The 247-nt window shown below is 65.2% G+C and carries 1 protein-coding gene; it reads left to right on the top strand.

Translation table 11 applies throughout. From position 1 onward, the window contains the following. Positions 1-37 precede the first annotated feature (37 nt). On the top strand, positions 38-124 hold the full coding sequence (locus SB822_RS59665) for a DUF1674 domain-containing protein (RefSeq protein WP_410859452.1): 87 nt from the start codon (positions 38-40) through the stop codon (positions 122-124). The last annotated feature ends 123 nt before the right edge of the window (positions 125-247 follow it).

Genomic DNA, 247 nt, shown 5'->3' with positions numbered 1-247 from the left:
GGCAGTTCCGGCAGGTAATCCTGCGCCGGAAGAAGTCGTGCCGCGGGAGATCGGCGGGCGCGGCGGACTGGATCCGGTGCGTTACGGCGATTGGGAGAAGAACGGGCGCTGCGTCGATTTCTGACCAGCGCACAGCCAATGCGGCCCGCAAGCCGCCCAGCCGAGAAAAGAGTCAGCGAATGGCGACCCCAGAACGTCCCCTGTCACCACACCTCCAGGTGTATCGCTGGCAGATCCAGATGGCCAC

The sequence above is a fragment of the Paraburkholderia sp. SIMBA_054 genome (assembly GCF_046534875.1).
Lineage (GTDB): Bacteria > Pseudomonadota > Gammaproteobacteria > Burkholderiales > Burkholderiaceae > Paraburkholderia > Paraburkholderia hospita.
Note: the sequence above shows the minus strand (reverse complement) of the source record. Positions and strands in the feature narration are given on the sequence as shown.